Consider the following 16111-nt stretch of genomic DNA (forward strand, 5'->3'; position numbering starts at 1 on the left):
GAGCGGGCTTGCTCGCGAAGGCGGTGTGTCAGGCGACAGTGTTTTTTGACTGCGCCACCGCTTTCGCGAGCAAGCCCGCTCCCACAGGGGGTGTGCCCACCACAAACTTGCGGAGTTAGCCGTCGCGCGTTTCTAGGGCTTGGCGAATGCGATGCGCCAGACCTTGTTCCCGACATCGTCAGCCACCAACAACGCTCCGCCCTGATCAAGCGTGACGCCCACCGGGCGCCCTTGGGCTTCGCCGTCGGCGTTGAGGAAATCAGTCAGGAAGTCCACCGGCAGCCCCGAAGGTTTGCCATCGCTGAAGGGAATGAACACCACCTTGTAGCCCGCCTGCGGATTACGGTTCCACGAGCCATGTTCACCGACAAAAACCCCATTGGCGAAGTTGGCCGGCATGCCTCGGGCATCAGAAAACGTCAGGCCTAACGGTGCAACGTGCGTGCCCAACGCATAATCCGGCGCGATGGCCTTGGCCACCCGGTCCGGACGCGGCGGCTCGACACGGGTGTCGACATGGGCGCCGTAATAGCTCCACGGCCAGCCGTAGAACGCACCGTCCTGCACCGACGTCAGGTAATCCGGCACCAGGTCGCTGCCGATTTCGTCGCGCTCGTTGACCACCGTCCACAATTGGCTCGAACCGGGCTTCCAGGCCAGTCCGTTGGGGTTGCGCAGGCCGCTGGCAAACAGACGTTTGCTGCCGCTTTTAACGTCTACCTCCCAAATCGCCGCGCGCCCTTCTTCCGCGTCGAGGCCGTTCTCGCCGACGTTACTGTTGGAACCCACCGTGACGTACAGCTTGGTCCCTTCAGGGTTGGCGATGACATTCTTGGTCCAGTGGTGATTAATGCCTGCGGGCAGATCGGTCACTTTCACCGGCGTCGCATTCACCTCGGTCTGACCCGCGTTGTACGGCACCTTGACCAGTGCATCGGCATTGGCAATAAACAATTCATTGCCCACCAACGCCATGCCAAATGGCGAGGCGAGGCCAGTCATGAAGACCTTCCGCACCTCCGCGTGGCCATCACCGTCGGCATCGCGCAACAAGGTAATGCGATTGGCGCTGGGTGCATCAGCGCCGATACGGCCCATCACAACACCCATGACGGTGCGTTTTGCCCAGGCGATCGGCCCGGTGCCACCGTCAGTCGCGCCTTCCGGCATCGGCGGGTGGTTGCTCTCGGCAACCAGGACATCGCCGTTGGGCAGCGTGTACACCCAGCGCGGGTGATCGAGGTTTTCGGCCAGCGCGGTCACTTTGAAACCGGCAGGCGCCTTGGGCATGTCATTACCGGCCCAGCCGATCGCTTTGGACACTTTTAACGTGGGGATCAACGAGGTGGTGGGTTCAGGCAATTGCGGGGACGGACCGACGCTGGCCTGAGGCGGCAATTTGGACGACTCGCCACACGCGGTGAGCAGCACAGCAGTGGTCATCAAGAGCGCAAGTCGGTTGGACACATTCATTGTTCTAACCTCGCAACGGCCATCCGTGGGCCAATTATTGGGCAGGCAAAATCCCGCGAAGTATCCCGGCGCGGGCCCGTTTCAAACACCGCGCCTGTCGCAAATCAAATTTGCCTGAAACGCACGAATGCGCGCCTCCAAAGCCGGGCACTATCGCAAGCGCCTGTTTCAACCGGCCCCGAGCTCAAACGGGGTTCAACAACGCCTCTCGCAGCAGCCTGGCCGCCGGCGAGTCCGGCACGCCTTTGCGCGAAACCAGTTCATACGGTTCGCTGCGCGAGGTGATGGGCAGCGGCAGCGTGGTGGTGAAACCGTAGCCGGAGCAGAACTTCGCCACGTCGGTCGACACCAACGCGACGAGGGTCGGGTTTTCCTGAAGCAGCGACAAGGTGGCAAACGCCGATGTGGTTTCCAGCAGGTGCACCGGGAAACGCAGGTCAGCCTCGTGAAACTCGCGCTCCAGCAGCAAACGCATCGGCATGTTGGCGCGATAGACCACCCAGCGGTAATCCACGAGGTCTTTCAGCGAAAGCTGCCGGGCATAGGCGAACGGATGCTGGGTGCTGGCGATCACCGCCAGGGTTTCTTCGACGAAGGTGGCGCTCTCATACAAGTAGGGCGTGGTGCTGATGGTCGTGCGGCAGATCGCGAGATCCAGGCGCCCGGCGTCCAGCTGGCTGAGCAGTGCGGCGCTGGTGTCCTCGACGATCTCGATGGACAGCTTCGGGTGGTCGGCAATCACCCGGCTGATCGCGGTGGTCAGCAGCGGGACGGCGCCCATGATGGTGCCGACGGACACACGTCCGCCCTCGCCGCTCATGATGCCGATGATCTCCTCGCGCAGATGGGCGAGGTCGGTCTGGATCAAGCGGGCGTAACGGATGACCGAGCGTCCGGCATCGTTCGGCTCAAGCCCACGGTTAGTACGGGTGAACAGCGAAGTGCCGAAGGTGGTTTCAATTTCTTGCAGGGCTTTACTGGCGCCGGGCTGGGTCAGCGCGACCTGTTTGGCCGCGCCCAGCAAGGAGCCGTGTTCATCAAGGGCTATCAACAAGCGCAGCTGCTTGATGTGCAGGCGGGACATGATCGAATTGAGTGAGGGCGTCATCAGGGTTAACTAAAAGTTATAGAGGTATCGAAAGTTGTCAGTATCGAGGCTCGCCACGACGGCCCTATAGTCCACCCCACAACCAGGCAATGCAATGGGTTTGACCAGATAGCGAAAGCCTTCCTGCCGCAGACCGATTGCAACAATAACAATCCTGTATAACTTGTGGTGAATCATGTCCCTCATCAATTACGTCACCAAGATCCAGTTCGGCTACGACAGCCTGCAGCATCTGGCCGCCGAAGCCGAGCGCGCGGGCATTACCCGGCCACTGATTGTCACCGACATCGGCGTGCGCAATGCCGGCATCGTCGACAAGGTCATCGCGGCCCTCGGCGCCAGCCTTCCTCCTTCAATTTTCGACGCCACCCCGTCCAACCCCAACGAACACGCGGTACGTGAAGCCGTGGCGCAATACCACCTCGACGAGTGCAACGGCATCATCGCGGTCGGCGGTGGTTCTTCTATCGATCTGGCCAAAGGCGTCGCTGTCTGCGCCACGCACGACGGCCCCCTGCACAGCTTTGCGGTGATCGAAGGCGGGCTGGATCGCATCACCTCTGCCACCGCGCCGCTGATCGCCGTTCCCACCACGGCGGGCACTGGCAGCGAAGTCGGCCGAGGCGCCATCCTGATCCTCGACGATGGTCGCAAGGTGGGCGTAATCTCACCTTATGTGGTGCCTCGCGTGGCCATCTGCGACCCGGAACTGACCCTGGGCCTGCCACCGATGCTGACCGCCGCCACCGGCATGGACGCGATCGCTCATTGCATCGAGACGTTCATGGCGCCGGCCTTCAACCCCGCGGCAGATGGCATCGCCCTCGACGGCCTGTGGCGTGCCTGGGAACACATCGAGCGCGCCACCGCCGAACCCGGTGATCGCGAAGCGCGAATGAACATGATGAGCGCGTCGATGCAAGGCGCACTCGCCTTTCAGAAGGGATTGGGCTGCGTGCACAGCCTGTCCCACGCCTTGGGCGGTATCAATCCGAAGCTGCACCACGGCACTTTGAACGCCATCTTTCTGCCAGCGGTCGTGGACTTCAACGCCAACGCCCCGACCGTTCGCGACGAACGCAAGCTCGAACGCCTGCGCCATGCCATGGGCCTTGAGGCCGGCGCCAATATCGGCACAGCCATCGAAGACATGACCCGCCGCCTGGGCCTGCCGACCCGCCTGAGCGAAATCGGCGTCGATGAAAGCCTGTTCGCCGGCATCGTCGAAGGCGCCTTGCATGATCACAGCCACAAGACCAACCCCCGCGAAGCATCGTCCGCGGACTACCTGTCGATGCTTGCGCAGTCTTTGTAAACCGCCGCTATCCAACAACAATAAATCAGGAGGCAGCCGCAGCGTCGAACGTGATTCGCCGCCAGCGGAACAATCATGAAGCCCACCGTCCTTATCGACCGACAAGACAGCCTTGCCACCGTCACCCTCAGCCACCCGGGGAAAATGAACGCCCTGACCTTATCCATGTGGCAGGACCTGGGTGATGTCATGACCGAGTTGTCCGCCGACGCCAGCGTGCGCTGCGTCGTGTTGCGCGGTGCCGGCGAGCAAGCCTTCGCCGCCGGCGCCGATGTCAGCGAGTTTCCGACCGTACGCGCCAACGCCGCACAGGCCCGGGTCTATGCCGAGATCACCTCGGCGGCCATGCGTGCCGTCGTGGACTGCCCGCACCCGGTGATCGCGATGATCCATGGCGTGTGTGTCGGCGGCGGCCTGGAAATCGCCGCACTCTGCGACCTGCGTATCTGCGGCACCTCCAGTCGTTTCGGCGCACCGGTCGGCAAGCTGGGGCTGGTCATGTCCTATGACGAAATGGCCGGTCTGGTGGCGCTGGCCGGACGCTCGACCACCCTGGAGATTCTTCTTGAAGGCCGCATTCTCGACGCCCATGACGCCTACGTAAAAAACCTCGTGACCCGCGTCGTACCCGATGCCGAGGTCGAGTCCGAAACCCTCGCCACCGCCAGGCGCATCGTCAACGGAGCGCCCCTCGTCGCCCGCTGGCATCGCCAGGCCGCACGCCAGCTTGAGGCCGGCGTTGCCCCCAGCGTCGAGCAGATTGACGCGAGTTACTTCTGCTACGACACCGAAGATTTTCAGATCGGTCTGAACGCTTTCATCGAGAAAGCCAAACCACAATTCAAGGGGAAATAACATGGGACCGCTGACAGGAATGCGCGTGGTAGAACTGGCTCACATCATGTCCGGCCCGGTGTGCGGAATGATGCTGGCCGACATGGGCGCCGACGTGGTGAAGGTCGAGAAAGTCCCGGGCGGTGATGATTCGCGCCGCTTCTCGCCGATCATGGCCAGCGGTGAATCGGCTTCGTTCATGGTGGTGAACCGCAACAAGCGCGGCATTGGCCTGAACCTGAAAACCGAGGGCGGGCGCGACGTGTTGCGCCGCCTGTTGATGAACGCCGATGTGGTCACGGAAAACTTCCGTGCCGGCACCATGGAGAAATTCGGCCTGGGCTATGAAACGCTGAAAACCCTCAATCCAGGGCTGATCTACTGCGCGATCTCCGGCTACGGCCGCAGCGGGCCGTTCGGCGAGAAAGGCGGTTTCGACCTGATTGCCCAGGGCATGAGCGGCATGATGAGCATGACCGGTGAAGCCGGGCGCGAGCCGGTCAAGGCCGGTTCGCCAGTGGCTGACATCAACTCCGGCATCCTCGCCGCCCTCGGCATCTGCGCCGCTTACGCTGCCAAACAGAAAACCGGCCTCGGCCAGATGGTCGATACCTCGCTGTTCGAAGCCGGTCTGCAACAGATGTACTGGCCGGCGGCGGCGTATTTCGCCGATGGCACCATCCTGCCGAAGATGGGTTCGGCCAACTCCACCAGCGCGCCGTATCAGGTGTTCCGCACCGCAGACGGCTGGATCAACATTGGCGCCGCCAACCAGGCCAACTACGAACGGCTGGTCGAGGCGCTCGCCGTGCCACAACTCAAAGCCGACCCACGATTCGCCAGCAATGCGTTGCGCATGGAGCACCGCCTGGCCCTGGTGGAAATCCTCAACGAAGTCCTGGTCGCGCGCACCACGGATGAATGGATGGTGCTGTTCGACAGCCTCGGCCTGCCTGCCGGGCCGGTACTCGATATCGCCGCGGCACTGGCTCATCCGCAAACCGAAGCACGCGGCATGATCGTCGAGACTCAACACCCGACCGAAGGCCGGGTTCGCGGCATGGGCCTGCCGATTCACTTCTCCGACATGGACAACGCCGCACCGCCGGCCAGCCGGCATGCCCCGCTGCTCGGTGAACACACCCGCGAAGTGCTGAAAGAAAGCGGCTACGCGGAAGATGAAATCGACGAACTGATTCGAACCCAGGCCGTGGTGGCACTGGCATAACGCAAAAAAACTGTGGGAGCGGGCTTGCTCGCGAAGGCGGTGGCACAGACAAAAACTATGTTGCCTGACACACCGCTTTCGCGAGCAAGTCGAATCGTCGCACCGCCGCTCCCACAGGGAACAGTGTCAATTCGCTGTTTTTTAGAACAACTACAAAAACAATAAGGTGAACATCATGAGCCGTATCTTGACCGAAGCTGTCAGCCGTCGATCATTCCTGGTATCTGCCGGCGTCACCGTCGGTGGCGCATTCGCCGCCAACCTGCTGCCCTCCAGCGTCTTCGCCGCGACCAAACCCATCGTGTTGCGCTACACCAGCAGCCTGCCCGACACCCATCCACTGAACATCCAGATGAAGGCGGCTTCACTCGCCATCAAGGCCGAAACCAACGGCGCCGTGGACCTGCAGGTGTACGCCAACGGCGCCATGGGCGGCGATACCGACATGCTCTCCCAGGTGCGCGCCGGAGCCATCGACTTCATTCCATTGCCAGGCGCGATTCTCTCCACACTGGTGCCGGCCATGTCGATCGAAAGCATGCCGTTCGCGTTCAAGGACTACGACAGTGTCTGGGCCGCGCTGGACGGCAAGCTGGGCGAATACGTACGCGCCAAGACCGAGAAGGTCGGCCTGATCCCGATGGAGAAAGTCTGGAACAACGGCTTCCGCCAGATCACCAGTTCGACGCGGCCGATCTACACGCCGCAAGACCTGGCCGGTTTCAAACTGCGGGTGCTGGTCAGCCCGTTGTGGACCTCCATGTTCAGCGCCCTGGGCGCCTCCCCTACCGGCATCAGCATCAACGAGACCTACTCGGCATTGCAGACCAAAGTGGTCGACGGCCAGGAAAACCCACTGGTGGTGGTCGAAGCCGCACGCTTCTATGAAGTGCAGAAATACTGCTCCATGACCGACCACATCTGGGGCGGTTTCTGGATCGTCGCCTCGGGCAAGACCTTCCCCAAACTGCCGGCGGATGTGCAGGAAATCGTTTCCCGGCAAATCAACGCCGCCGCGCTGGTTCAGCGTCAACAGGTGATCGATCTCAACTCCAGCCTGGAGCCGTCCCTGACCGCCCATGGCATCACCTTCAACAAAGTCGACCGTTCATTGTTCCGCACTGAGTTGCAGTCCAAAGGCTTCTACACCCAATGGAAAGAAAAGTACGGCAATGAAGCCTGGAGCTTATTGGAGCAGTACGCGGGTCAACTGTCCTAAGCCGGAGACAAGGTCATGAAAAACGAAATACCAATGACGGATGTTTCTCCCGCTGAAGGACTCAGCACGCGCCCCACCACGTTTCGTCTCGGTCACGCCTTGGACACCGGGCTGCGCTGGCTGACCGAGGGCAGCGCGGCGTTGCTGGTGGTTGTCGAAGTCACGCTGCTGTTTTGCAATGTGTTCTCGCGCTACGTACTCAATCAACCCATCGTCTGGGGCGACGAACTGGCCTCGCTGCTGTTTCTCTGGCTGGCGATGCTCGGTTCAGTGGTGGCGATGCGTCGAGGCGAGCACATGCGGCTGACCTCGTTCATCGGGCGGCTGCCGCTGGAAAAACGCGCCTTTGTCGACACCTTGGGGGCGGTGATTGTCATCGCGTTCATTGGGTTACTGTTCACCCCGGCCTGGGAATACGTCAGCGACGAGTGGATCATCACCACCGCCGCCCTTGAAATCCCCAACGCCTTTCGCGTGTCTGCCATCGCGGTCGGTCTGAGCCTGATGCTGATGACCTGTGTCGCGCGTCTGCTGACCAGCGCCCGGTTGATCGACTTCTCCGTGTCGGTGGCGATGCTGGCTTCCCTGGCCGCGTTGTTGTGGGTGGCTGAAGGCTGGATGTTGCTGATGGGTAACTGGAACCTGATCATTTTCTTCATGATCGGCGTGATGGCGATGATCGTGATCGGGGTGCCGATCATGGTGGCGTTCGGCCTGGCCACGGTGGCTTATCTGTCGACCATGACCGGCACGCCCTTGACCCTGGTGGTCGGCCGGATGGACGAAGGCATGGCGAGCCTGATCTTGCTGGCCATTCCGTTGTTTGTGTTTTTGGGGGCGCTGATCGAGGCCATGGGCATGGCCCGCGCGATGATCCGCTTCCTCTGCTCGTTGATCGGCCATGTCCGTGGCGGCCTGTCATATGTGTTGATCGGGGCCATCTACCTGATCTCCGGCATTTCCGGCTCCAAGGCTGCCGACATGGCGGCCATCGCGCCGGCGCTGTTTCCGGAAATGAAGAAACGCGGTGAGGATGAAAACGAACTGGTGGCGATGCTCAACGCGTCCGGGGCGATGTCGGAAACCATTCCGCCGAGCCTGGTATTGATCACCATCGGCTCGGTGACCGGTGTGTCGATTTCCGCCCTGTTCACCGGTGGTTTCATGCCGGCGGTGGTGGGTGCCATCGCCATGGCGGCGGTGATCTGGTGGAAAAACCGCAAAGGCGAGGCCTCCACCGGTAAACGCGCCTCGGGCAAGGAAATCGGCCACTCGCTGCTGGTGGCATTACCGGCGCTGGCCCTGCCCTTCGTGATCCGCACCGCGGTGGTTGAAGGGGTCGCGACCGCCACCGAAGTCGCCGCCATCGGCGTGGCCTACACCTTTGTCGTCGGCTTGCTGTGCTACCGCTGCTTTGACTGGCGCCGGCTGTATCCGATCCTGGTCAGCACCGCCTCGCTGTCCGGCGCGATCCTGATCATCATCGGCAGCGCCACCGCCATGGCCTGGGCATTGACCCAGTCAGGCTTCTCCCACCAGTTGGCGCAGGTGATGTCGACGGTGCCGGGTGGCGCGATGGGCTTCCTGATCATCTCCGCCGTGGCGTTCATCCTCCTGGGCAGTTTTCTGGAAGGCATCCCGGCCATCGTGCTGTTCGGACCGCTGCTGTTTCCGATTGCCAAGGCCATGGGCATCAACGACGTGCATTACGCCATGGTCGCGATCTTCGCCATGGGCCTGGGTTTGTTCGCGCCACCGTTTGGCGTGGGTTTCTACGCCGCCTGCGCCATCGCCAAGGTCGACCCCAGCGGCGCCATGCGTCGGGTCTGGCCGTATCTCGGCGCACTCGTTGTCGCCCTGGGCGTGCTGATCGCCGTGCCCTGGATTTCCATCGGTTTCCTGCCCAACGCCTGAATCACTTTTTGACTGTCAGCACTCCAATACGAGGTTTCTCATGAATTTCTCCACACTCGAAGCCGGCACCGCCACCGAACGCCGACTGGTCATCGACAAGCAACGCACCATCTCGTTTCTGGGCGAGGACTTGCGCATCTACGCCACGCCCCGGTTGGTGGATGACATCGAACAGACCTGCCTTGATTACCTGCTCACCTTCCTCGATGAGGGCGAAAACACCGTCGGTGCGGCCGTCGACATCCGCCACGTCGGGGCCACGTTGCTGGGCATGTCGGTCAGCATCGTCGCCACGGTGACCCGGATCGAGGGTCGCAGCATCACCTTCAACGTCGAAGTGCGCGATGACGTCGAACTGGTGGCCACGGCGGCGCATACCCGGGTGGTGGTGAACATCGCCAAACTGCGCAGCCGCGTTCAGGCCAAGGCCGAAGCGGCCGCCGCAGGAGACGTCGAAGACGGCGTGCTCAGCCCTTCCCAATTCGCCGCGTCGCGCTGAGCAAGGGACGAAGTCATGATCACGCTGCACGAACGCAACGGCTTGCCGAACCTTGCGGCCGAGGATGCGCTACCGATTGTCGATGCTCACCACCACTTGTGGGACCTGGGCAACGGTCGTTATCCCTGGCTGCAGGACGACTATCACGAGGATTTTTTCCTCGGCGACTATCACAGCCTGTGCCGTGATTTCTTGCCGGAAAACTTTCTCGCCCTGACCGAAAGACAACGGTTGGTGGGAACGGTGCATGTCGAGGCCGAACGTGCTCGCGATGAGCAAGTCGCCGAGACACGCTGGCTGGAACAGGTGAATGCCCGTTACGGCTTCCCGAATGCCATCGTTGCCCACGCCTGGTTCGACCGTGAGGACAGCGCGGACATTCTCGCGGCTCAGGCCGCCAGGCCACTGGTGAAAGGCATACGCTCCAAACCGGTGACTTCGGCATCGCCTGACGTGTCGATTGCCGGCGCCAAGGGCACCATGCAGGACCCGAAATGGCTGGAAGGCTTTTCGCGCCTGGCTGACCACGATCTGTCATGGGACCTGCGCGTGCCGCCGTGGCACTTGGTCGAGGCCGCCGAAGTGGCGGCGATGTTTCCGCAGATCCAGATCGCCCTCAATCACACCGGTTTCGCCTGGGATCGCAGCCCGCACGGCATGACCCGCTGGCGCAAGGGCCTGGAAGCACTGGCCTTGCAACCCAACGTGCACATCAAGCTGTCGGAGTTCGGGCTGAAAGACTCGCCCTGGAACTACGACGACAATCGAATCGTGGTGCTGACGGCGCTGGAGATCTTCGGCCCCGAACGTTGCATGTTCGCCAGCAATTTCCCGGTCGCCGGATTGCGCGCGTCCTACGACACGATTGCCGATGGCGTGGCCGCGATGCTCGCACCACTGGGGCGTGCCGTGCAGGAAGCGGTGTTCGCCAGCAATGCACAACGCTTTTATCGTCTGGAGGAACAGCATGGATAACCCCTCCGTGATCGACTGGCGCGCGCGCTTTCTGGCCAGCGGCGAGGATGCGGACTTACCCATCGTCGACGCTCATCAGCATTATTTCGACATCGAACAGCATTACTACCCGTGGCTGAACGACCGTCCGTTGCGACCGTTTCGTTATGGAGATTACTCGTCGATCTGCCGCAACTTTCTGCCTGAGGACTATCGCCGGCTGACGGGCAAGCATCGCATCGTGCAGACCGTCGTTATCGAGGGTGAATGGGACCCTGCGACCCCCGCCGACGAGGTGAGGTTTGTCGAGTCACTGGCACAAAATGAACCGACGTTGGCGGCGATGGTGGCGCAGGTTTGGCTTGATCGTGAAGACGCATCGGACCTCTTGCGCCTGTACGGCGATCATCCGTTGGTACGCGGCGTGCGCCACAAACCGGCGGTCACCAGCCTTGAAGCCTGGCGCGAAGATTTCGTCGCGCCCGGCTCTATGCGTGACCCTCGTTGGCGCGAGGGCTATGCGCAACTGGCTGAAAACGGTCTGCATTTCGAGTTGCAGGCGCCCTGGTGGCATCTGGCGGAAGCGGCCGAGCTGGCCAGGGACTTTCCCGACGTGACCATCGTGGTCAATCACACGGCGCTGCCGGCGGATCGTTCGGAAGCAGGGTTGGCGGGCTGGCGTGAAAACCTCGCGTTGCTGGCACGGGAGCCGAACGTGGCCCTGAAGATTTCCGGCATTTGCATCCCCGGCAAGGCCTGGCCCGTCGAGTCGAACCGCGTGGTGGTGAACGACGCGATTTCGATTGTCGATGTCAGTCGCTGTGCGTTTGCCAGCAATTACCCGGTCGACGGCGTCGTGAACGGCATGAGCGAGATCTTCGACGGCTTCAAAACGATTGTCAGCGACCGCTCCCTGACGGATCGGCTCGCCCTGTTTCATGACAACGCCCGACGCATTTACCGGCTCACTTGACCCTCATTTGAACAGCCCTTCAGGAGTTCCCATGTTTGAAGTTTCAGGCCACAACTACATCGCTGGCGCTCGTTCGGCTAAAGGCTCGAGCACCTTGCAAAGCCACGACGCCAGTACCGGCGAAGCACTGCCGTATCGCTTCCATCAGGCGACCGTGGATGAAGTGAATGCGGCCGCAGAAGCGGCGGCCACGGCTTACCCGATCTTTCGCAATCTTTCATCCGCCCGACGCGCTCAGTTTTTGGAGGCGATTGCCACTGAGCTTGAGGCGCTGGACGACGCGTTCATCGCCCTGGTGTGCCGGGAAACTGCCCTGCCCGCCGGCCGTATTCAAGGTGAGCGGGCACGCACCAGCGGGCAGATGCGCCTATTCGCCACGATGCTGCGTCGCGGCGATTTCTACGGCGCCCGCATCGATCGTGCGCTACCCGACCGTCAACCGTTGCCCCGCCCTGACCTGCGCCAGTACCGCACTGGGCTCGGCCCGGTCGCCGTGTTCGGGGCCAGCAACTTCCCGCTGGCCTTCTCGACCGCTGGCGGCGACACCGCCTCTGCCCTCGCCGCGGGCTGCCCGGTGGTGTTCAAGGCCCACAGCGGTCACATGGCAACCGCCGATTACGTCGCCGATGCGATCACTCGCGCGGCCAGAAAAACCGGAATGCCTGATGGCGTGTTCAGCATGCTCTACGGCAGCGTCGGTGAAGCATTGGTCAAGCATCCGGCGATTCAGGCGGTGGGGTTCACCGGGTCATTGCGTGGCGGTCGGGCCTTGTGTGACATGGCGGCGGCCCGTCCTCAACCGATTCCGGTGTTCGCCGAGATGAGCAGCATCAACCCGGTCTTGTTGATGCCAGAAGCACTCAAGGCGCGCGGTGACAAGATCGCTGCCGAGCTGAGCGCTTCCGTGGTGTTGGGTGCGGGTCAGTTCTGCACCAATCCCGGTTTGGTTTTGGGCATTCGTTCGCCAGAGTTCACTGCCTTCCTCGAACGTTTTGCCGGTTTGATGGGGGAGCAATCGGCGCAAACGATGCTCAATGTCGGCGCGCTGAAAAGCTATTGCCACGGTCTGGACAATCTTCACGCACACCCCGGCATGACGCACCTGGCCGGCGCCGCACAACAGGGCAATCAGGCGCAGCCGCAAGTGTTCAAGGCCGATGTCAGCCTGCTGATTCATGGTGATGAGTTGCTTCAGGAAGAGGTCTTCGGCCCGACCACCATTGTGGTGGAGGTCGCCGATCACGCCGAATTGCTCCAGGCACTGCACGGTTTGCGCGGCCAGTTGACCGCCACGCTGATCGTCGAAGATTCGGATCTCAGCACCTTGAACGAAGTGCTGGCCCTGCTGGAACAGAAAGTCGGGCGCGTGCTGTTCAACGGTTATCCAACCGGCGTGGAAGTCTGCGATGCCATGGTTCATGGCGGACCGTACCCGGCCACTTCGGATGCTCGCGGAACATCGGTCGGAACGTTGGCGATTGATCGTTTCCTGCGTCCCGTTTGTTATCAGAACTGCCCCGACAGCTTGCTGCCGGACGCCCTGAAGAGCGCCAACCCGCTGGGCATTGCCCGACTGGTTGACGGTGTCAGCAGCCGTGATGCGCTGTAAGTCACCGAACTAACACCCACCGTTAATAACAACTCCGTCGCCTATCGAAAAATAGGCGCCGGACACGCTCGCCTCCAAAAACGCTGTAACCCACAACAACAAAAACAGAGGAAGTCTCATGCACGTTCAACTTCACCCGAAACACCGCTTTTGCAAATTGATGCTGGCCGTGACCGCCGCCGTGATGATCAACACCGCAGGCGCTCAACTGGCCGTTGCCGAAACCACTCCCGCCGCGACGACAGCCCCTATGCAATGTGTCACTGAAGCCACACCGCGCTACACCAAAACCCCCACCGGTTACCTCATGGTGCTGCGCATGGGCGACAACGCGTTCAAGGAACTGACCAAACTGGCCATCGCCGAAAAGATCCCCAGCGCGTCCATCAGCGGCATCGGCTTCGGTAACGTGAAGTTCGGCTTCTGGAACAAGGACAAAAAAGACTTCGACGCCAAGACCTTGAACAGTGTCGAGATGGCCAGCGTCACCGGCTCGGTGGCCTGGAAGAACGACCAGCCTTCGATTCATATGCACGGCGTCGCCGGTGACGCCACGTTTCAAGCGTACGGCGGCCACATCCTCGACTTCGAAGTCACCACCGGCTCGATGGAAATCACTGTGATCGTGCACCAGCGTCGTCTGGAACGCGGGATTGACCCGTGCATCGGCGCCAACGTGTTGGGTATTTAAGCCAGGCGAATAACGCTCCCGCAGGCATCGAACGTTGCCGGCACCCGCTACTGCGGGAGCCACCCTCCCAAATTCAAACTACAAAAATAAAGGGGCGATTCAGATGAGCAAGAAGAAAACGGCGGTGACGTTTGCATTGAGTGCCATTGCACTCAGCACCCAGGCGCACGCCGACTTCCTGAGTGACAGCAAAGCCACTCTTGGGATGAGAAATTTCTACTTCAATAACGACAACCGCGACGGCACCGCCGCGCCTTCGAAAACCGAAGAGTGGGCGCAGGGCTTCATGCTCGATTACAAGTCGGGCTACACCGATGGCACGGTTGGTTTTGGCGTAGACGCATTGGGCCTGATGGGGATTACGCTGGACAGCGGCAAGGGACGGCACGTCGGCAGCTCGATGATTCCTTCAGAGAGTGATAACCGCGCTGTCGATGAATGGAGCCGGTTGGGGTTGACTGGCAAGGTCAAAGTCTCGAAAACCGAACTGCGCCTGGGCACGCAGATGCCCAAACTTCCAATCCTCGTCTCCAACGACGGCCGTCTGCTGCCGCAGACCTTCGAAGGTGGCCAGATCACGTCAGGCGAGTTCAAGGACTTGACCCTCACGGGAGGCCGAATCGAACACGCAACAGGACGGGGCTCAAGCGATCAAACGGGGTTGGCCGCCACGGGCGGCACCCGCGAAAGCAACGCGTTCGACTTCGCCGGCGGCGACTGGAAAATCACCAAGGACCTGACCGCCCAGTATTACTACGCCAACCTCGACAACTACTACACCCAGCAGTTTTTCGGCCTGATCCACACACTGGCGATCGCGGAAGGTCAATCGCTGAAAACCGATTTGCGCTACTTCAAGACCGATTCATCCGGTGAAAACAGCTCGGGCACTTCAGGCTACAAAATCAGCGGCTACACCCAAGGCAATGATGGCGAGATCGACAATCGAACCTGGAGCGCCGCGCTGATTTACACGGTGGGTGGCCATGGCCTCACAGCGGGCTATCAAAGCGTTTCCAGCGGCAGCAACTTCACGCAGCTCAATCAGGGCGGCCTGGCCAACAAGGGGGCCGGCGGCTCCAGCGTTTACCTGTACACCGACCGTCTGATTCAAACCTTCACCCGCGCGGGGGAACGCACAGCCTTCGGTCAATACGCCTATGACTTTGCCGCCATGGGGGTGCCCGGACTGAAAGCGTCGGTCATGTACCTCAGCGGCGACGATATCAAGACCACCTCAGGCGATACCCAGAAGGAATGGGAGCGGGACATTGCGCTGGACTACGTGATTCAGTCCGGTTCGCTTAAAGGTGTCGGGTTCGGATGGCGTAACGGCAAGTCCAACAGCGAGGCGTCCCGTGACCAGGACCAGAATCGCTTGATCGTGAGCTACAGCATCCCGCTGCTGTAGGAGCAAAGCTCGCGATGGCGTCGGCACACGCAACATCAAGGTGACGGACATTCCGCCTTCGCGAGCAAGCCCGCTCCCACATTGGACCTCCGGTGAACGCAGAACTTGTGATCAACTTAGTTCCCTGTGGGAGTGAGCTTGCTCCTACGGCGCGCATCATAAAAATGACAATTAACTGTCATTTACCTGAACAAGTTCTAACTTCAATAACCGGATCCGACGCTTTTCCATTCAATTGCACTTTAATCAAGTATTGAAGGTTGACTTCACCCACCTGCCTGAGTAAATTGCCCGGGCCGGTTTCACAGGCCTTTTTTCAACTCACAAAAGAATCCAATGGACACAGCATCTAGTCGCTGCCGGGTGACTGCGAATTCGCAGGCTCTGGCACATAACCCAGAACATGACGGGACTCGACTTTACGGTCGGGTGAGCTGCGCTAGAGCTTGATGCTCCACCGTAACTTGCCTCGCCGGCGTCAGTCCGGTCCAGAGGTATGTTATGAACTTCAAATCCACCGTAATGCCCGGCGTACGCGCGTTTGCCTCGACCATGCGGGTCAAGCTCTGCCGTGAGCGTCCTGCCACAGCCCAGGCCAGCGCACTGTTTACCAGCCCTTCCTCCCCTGCCAAGGCGCAACTGCGTGCCAACTGGCGCGTCTGCCCGATGACGGGTCAGCTTCAGCAACGCTGGAGCCTCGACGATAGCCAGGAACCACCGAGTCGGCGCATCGCGCGCCTGTTCCAGCAGGTCGGCCTGATGTTCGGCCTGTTCCTCGGGACGCGCACTTTCAATTGAGCTGAAGGCACTTTAAAAGCCTTTCCTTAACGTTTTCCTTATCAAGGAATTCGGTAACTTCTTATTGCCTGTTAAATAGTGAGTT

General features: G+C 61.0%; 14 protein-coding genes. 12 read left to right on the forward strand and 2 right to left on the reverse strand.

Translation table 11 applies throughout. From position 1 onward, the window contains the following. Nucleotides 1–132: 132 nt before the first annotated feature. Together KGB03_RS22325 and KGB03_RS22330 are read right to left on the reverse strand one after the other, a co-directional pair. Nucleotides 133–1473, reverse strand: a complete 1341-nt coding sequence (locus tag KGB03_RS22325) for a PQQ-dependent sugar dehydrogenase (RefSeq protein ID WP_223528989.1) — start codon at nt 1471–1473, stop codon at nt 133–135. 184 nt (nt 1474–1657) lie between these two features. Next, nucleotides 1658–2581 carry a LysR family transcriptional regulator gene (locus KGB03_RS22330; protein WP_111448777.1) on the reverse strand — a complete coding sequence of 308 codons (924 nt, stop codon included), beginning with the start codon at nt 2579–2581 and terminating at the stop codon, nt 1658–1660. Between the two features lie 175 nt (nt 2582–2756). Between KGB03_RS22330 and KGB03_RS22335 the strand changes: the two genes are divergently transcribed. From KGB03_RS22335 to KGB03_RS22390, 12 genes are all read left to right on the forward strand, one after another. Beyond that, nucleotides 2757–3896: an iron-containing alcohol dehydrogenase gene (locus KGB03_RS22335; protein ID WP_223528992.1), complete on the forward strand. Its 1140-nt coding sequence runs from the start codon at nt 2757–2759 to the stop codon at nt 3894–3896. Between the two features lie 75 nt (nt 3897–3971). Next, on the forward strand, nt 3972–4751 hold the full coding sequence (locus tag KGB03_RS22340) for an enoyl-CoA hydratase-related protein (RefSeq protein WP_218536201.1): 780 nt from the start codon (nt 3972–3974) through the stop codon (nt 4749–4751). A gap of 1 nt (nt 4752) precedes the next feature. Then, on the forward strand, nt 4753–5958 hold the full coding sequence (locus KGB03_RS22345) for a CaiB/BaiF CoA transferase family protein (protein ID WP_218536198.1): 1206 nt from the start codon (nt 4753–4755) through the stop codon (nt 5956–5958). A gap of 175 nt (nt 5959–6133) precedes the next feature. Then, entirely contained in the window at nt 6134–7177 is a 1044-nt protein-coding gene (locus KGB03_RS22350) for a TRAP transporter substrate-binding protein (protein WP_111448781.1), read from the forward strand. 15 nt (nt 7178–7192) lie between these two features. Then, nucleotides 7193–9091: a TRAP transporter large permease subunit gene (locus KGB03_RS22355; RefSeq protein ID WP_223528994.1), complete on the forward strand. Its 1899-nt coding sequence runs from the start codon at nt 7193–7195 to the stop codon at nt 9089–9091. 40 nt (nt 9092–9131) lie between these two features. Continuing rightward, nucleotides 9132–9590, forward strand: a complete 459-nt coding sequence (locus KGB03_RS22360; protein ID WP_218536193.1) for a thioesterase family protein — start codon at nt 9132–9134, stop codon at nt 9588–9590. A gap of 15 nt (nt 9591–9605) precedes the next feature. Further along, nucleotides 9606–10565: an amidohydrolase family protein gene (locus KGB03_RS22365; protein ID WP_223528998.1), complete on the forward strand. Its 960-nt coding sequence runs from the start codon at nt 9606–9608 to the stop codon at nt 10563–10565. After that, on the forward strand, nt 10558–11517 hold the full coding sequence (locus KGB03_RS22370) for an amidohydrolase family protein (RefSeq protein ID WP_223529000.1): 960 nt from the start codon (nt 10558–10560) through the stop codon (nt 11515–11517). Before KGB03_RS22365 ends, KGB03_RS22370 begins: the two co-directional genes overlap by 8 nt. 31 nt (nt 11518–11548) lie before the next feature. Then, nucleotides 11549–13126 (forward strand): aldehyde dehydrogenase (NADP(+)), encoded by a 1578-nt coding sequence (locus tag KGB03_RS22375; protein WP_223529002.1) that lies wholly within the window; start codon nt 11549–11551, stop codon nt 13124–13126. A 118-nt stretch (nt 13127–13244) separates the two neighbouring features. Beyond that, complete coding sequence (locus KGB03_RS22380; RefSeq protein ID WP_192410695.1) at nt 13245–13817, forward strand: PPC domain-containing DNA-binding protein; 573 nt, start codon at nt 13245–13247, stop codon at nt 13815–13817. A gap of 103 nt (nt 13818–13920) precedes the next feature. Continuing rightward, a complete protein-coding gene (locus KGB03_RS22385; protein WP_223529004.1) occupies nt 13921–15228 on the forward strand; it encodes an OprD family porin in 1308 nt (435 codons plus the stop codon). Nucleotides 15229–15729: 501 nt separating this feature from the next. Further along, entirely contained in the window at nt 15730–16026 is a 297-nt protein-coding gene (locus KGB03_RS22390) for a hypothetical protein (RefSeq protein ID WP_223529005.1), read from the forward strand. Nucleotides 16027–16111 lie beyond the last annotated feature (85 nt).

The sequence above is a fragment of the Pseudomonas sp. BF-B-26 genome (genome assembly GCF_019956495.1).
Classification (GTDB): Bacteria; Pseudomonadota; Gammaproteobacteria; order Pseudomonadales; family Pseudomonadaceae; genus Aquipseudomonas.

Coding starts and splice junctions, on each gene's coding strand:
- KGB03_RS22350 (WP_111448781.1), top strand. CDS start 6,134: ATGAGCCGTATCTTGACCGAAGCTGTCAGCCGTCGATCATTCCTGGTA.
- KGB03_RS22370 (WP_223529000.1), top strand. CDS start 10,558: ATGGATAACCCCTCCGTGATCGACTGGCGCGCGCGCTTTCTGGCCAGC.
- KGB03_RS22380 (WP_192410695.1), top strand. CDS start 13,245: ATGCACGTTCAACTTCACCCGAAACACCGCTTTTGCAAATTGATGCTG.
- KGB03_RS22335 (WP_223528992.1), top strand. CDS start 2,757: ATGTCCCTCATCAATTACGTCACCAAGATCCAGTTCGGCTACGACAGC.
- KGB03_RS22345 (WP_218536198.1), top strand. CDS start 4,753: ATGGGACCGCTGACAGGAATGCGCGTGGTAGAACTGGCTCACATCATG.
- KGB03_RS22340 (WP_218536201.1), top strand. CDS start 3,972: ATGAAGCCCACCGTCCTTATCGACCGACAAGACAGCCTTGCCACCGTC.
- KGB03_RS22330 (WP_111448777.1), bottom strand. CDS start 2,581: ATGACGCCCTCACTCAATTCGATCATGTCCCGCCTGCACATCAAGCAG.
- KGB03_RS22390 (WP_223529005.1), top strand. CDS start 15,730: ATGAACTTCAAATCCACCGTAATGCCCGGCGTACGCGCGTTTGCCTCG.
- KGB03_RS22360 (WP_218536193.1), top strand. CDS start 9,132: ATGAATTTCTCCACACTCGAAGCCGGCACCGCCACCGAACGCCGACTG.
- KGB03_RS22385 (WP_223529004.1), top strand. CDS start 13,921: ATGAGCAAGAAGAAAACGGCGGTGACGTTTGCATTGAGTGCCATTGCA.
- KGB03_RS22365 (WP_223528998.1), top strand. CDS start 9,606: ATGATCACGCTGCACGAACGCAACGGCTTGCCGAACCTTGCGGCCGAG.
- KGB03_RS22355 (WP_223528994.1), top strand. CDS start 7,193: ATGAAAAACGAAATACCAATGACGGATGTTTCTCCCGCTGAAGGACTC.
- KGB03_RS22325 (WP_223528989.1), bottom strand. CDS start 1,473: ATGAATGTGTCCAACCGACTTGCGCTCTTGATGACCACTGCTGTGCTG.
- KGB03_RS22375 (WP_223529002.1), top strand. CDS start 11,549: ATGTTTGAAGTTTCAGGCCACAACTACATCGCTGGCGCTCGTTCGGCT.